Annotated in this window: 2 protein-coding genes; both read left to right on the top strand. The window is 72.0% G+C overall.

Features of this window, described 5'->3' with window-relative positions:
- Positions 1 to 694: SCO6880 family protein (locus tag ACWFRU_RS42240; RefSeq protein ID WP_453694165.1), on the top strand; the 694-nt coding region annotated here is incomplete at its 5' end.
- Positions 695 to 696: 2 nt separating this feature from the next.
- Positions 697 to 2,292: an ATP-binding protein gene (locus ACWFRU_RS42235; protein ID WP_453694163.1), complete on the top strand. Its 1,596-nt coding sequence runs from the start codon at positions 697 to 699 to the stop codon at positions 2,290 to 2,292.
- The last annotated feature ends 65 nt before the right edge of the window (positions 2,293 to 2,357 follow it).

Raw genomic sequence — 2,357 nt, 5'->3', positions numbered from 1 at the left:
GCAGGTCGCCGAGGCGCTGCGGGTGGTCGACGGGCTGGACCTGTCGGGCACCGGGACCGACATCCAGCGGCGGGCGAACGACGTCGACCTGCGCCGGATCGTCCGATCCGCCTACGACCCCGACGTGTTCACCGCCCGCGACAGCGACTTCCAGGAACTGAGCTGGGGCGAGTGCGGGCCGCAGGCCGCGGACGACGAGTGGACGGAGTACGCGCACGACGGCGGGGTCTCCGTCAGCTGGGTGCTCCAGGAGATGCCCCGCAGGCCGGTCCCCTACAGCGTGCTGCTGCCGCTGCTGGCCCCGGGCCGCTACCAGCGGCGCATCACCCTCGCCTACCGGGTCCTGGACCCGCTGGAGGGCGAAGCGGTGCTGGAGCGGGAGATCAACCGCGCCCACGACCGGCGGCGTACCACCGCCGAGACCAAGGGCAGGGCTAAGTACAGCCAGCAGGCCGACGTCCTGCGGGCGGAGAAGGCGGCCGCCCAGGCCGCCGGGGGAGCGCAGGTCGTGGACTGGACGCTGATGGTGACCGCGACCGCCCGCAGCGTGGACGACCTGCCCGCCGCCCGCCAGGAGCTGAACCGTGCCGTCGCGGCCACCCGCGGTATCCGTATGCGCCCCGCGTACGGCACTCAGGCCGCGACGTTCGCAGCGCAGCTCCCGATCGGTTACAACCCGCTGGTGAAGGACTGACCATGGCGCGCAAGCCCAAGCAAGTACCGGTCACCACCCCCAAGCGGATGGTGCAGACGGCCGAGGAGAAGCCCACCCGCCAGGAGCGGCGGGAGCTGGAGAGGCTGCGGGGGCGCTTTGCCCCCCGTCTCGGGTGGGGCGGGCGGTTCAGCGGCCGGAGCCCGGTCGAGGATCCCGGCACCGTCTACACCGGCCCCACCTCGCAGGCCGGCGGGATCTACCCCTTCCTCCTCGGCAGCGGGCTGCCGCCGCGCGGAGTTCCGGTCGGCCGGGACGTGCTGACCGGCGAGCTGGTGTGCATCGACCCCGCCGGGTGGACCGGCAAGCTCACCACCAACCCCGGGGTGTGGGTGATGTCCCAGCCCGGCGCGGGCAAGTCCGCCCTGGTCAAGAGGATCTGCTTGGTGTACTCGGCGTACGGGCACATGATGTGCGTGCCTGGCGACGTCAAGGGCGAGTACAGCACCATCGTGCAGGAGCTGGGCGGGTCCGTCGTCCGGATCGGCGACGGCATCGGCCGCCTCAACCCGCTGGACTCCGGGCCGCTCAAGGGCCGCCTGCACACGTTGTCGGCGGAGAAGCAGGAAGCCCTTCTCGACGTCCTCAACGGCCGTCGCCTGGAGACGCTGCTGGCGTTGCTGTCCACCAAGCACGGGCTCGGTCGGGCACCGGACGAGATCGAGCGCAGCGCGCTGGACACCGCCGTGCAGATCGCCTCCGCCGGGCAGACACCGGGCAACGACCCGGTCGTCTCCGACGTGGTGAGGGTACTGCGGCTGGCCCCGCAGGAACTGCGGAGCAAGCTCGCCGCCGAGGGCGAGCGCTACCAGGACCTCACCCGCAGCGTGGTCGCCGGACTCGACAACCTCGTCGGCGGGCCGCTCAAGGGCCTGTTCGACGGGCCCACGACCACCGCCCTCGACATCAACGCGCCCGCCGTCTCCGTCGACATCTCCGCCCTGCGGGCCCGCGGCAACGACGTCGTCTCCGCCGGGATGATCGCCACCTGGGCCTACACCTACGGCGCAGTCGACTCCGCCCGCAGTATCGGCCTGATGGACCGTGCCCTGGTCCTGCCGATGGACGAGATGTGGCGGGCCCTGCGCTCCGGCCCCGGGCTGGTCGACGCGATGGACGCGATCAGCCGCCTGAACCGCACGACGAACGACGTGACGATCTACGTCACCCACTCCCTGCTCGACGTCGAGGCACTGCCCACGGAAGCCGACCGGGCCAAGGCCCGCGGCCTGATGGACCGGTGCGACACCTGGGTGATCGGCGCGTCCTCGGACGAGGAGCTGGGCCGGGTCACCGGCAAGCGGTCCCTGACCGAGCAGGAACGCATGATGATCGGCTCATGGGCCTCCGCGACGTCCACCGGGCTCGACATCGACCCCACCGCGTACGCCGACGACGACACCCCCGCCCCCCTGGACGAGGAGGGGGCCCGGCACCCGGGACGCGGCAAATACCTGATCAAGGTCGGCTCCAGGCCGGGCATCGCCGCGTCCCTGGAACTCACCGGCATCGAGCAGCGGCTCTACCGGACCGACAACAACCAGCGTCGCCGCACCACGACCTCGGGAGCCAGCGCATGATGACGGAGAACGACCGCGCGTGGGCGGCCGGCGGGATCGTCCTCGGCGGAGCCGTGACCCTCGCG

Source organism: Streptomyces sp. NPDC055099 (assembly GCF_053607685.1).
This window is presented reverse-complemented; position numbering and strand designations above follow the sequence as displayed.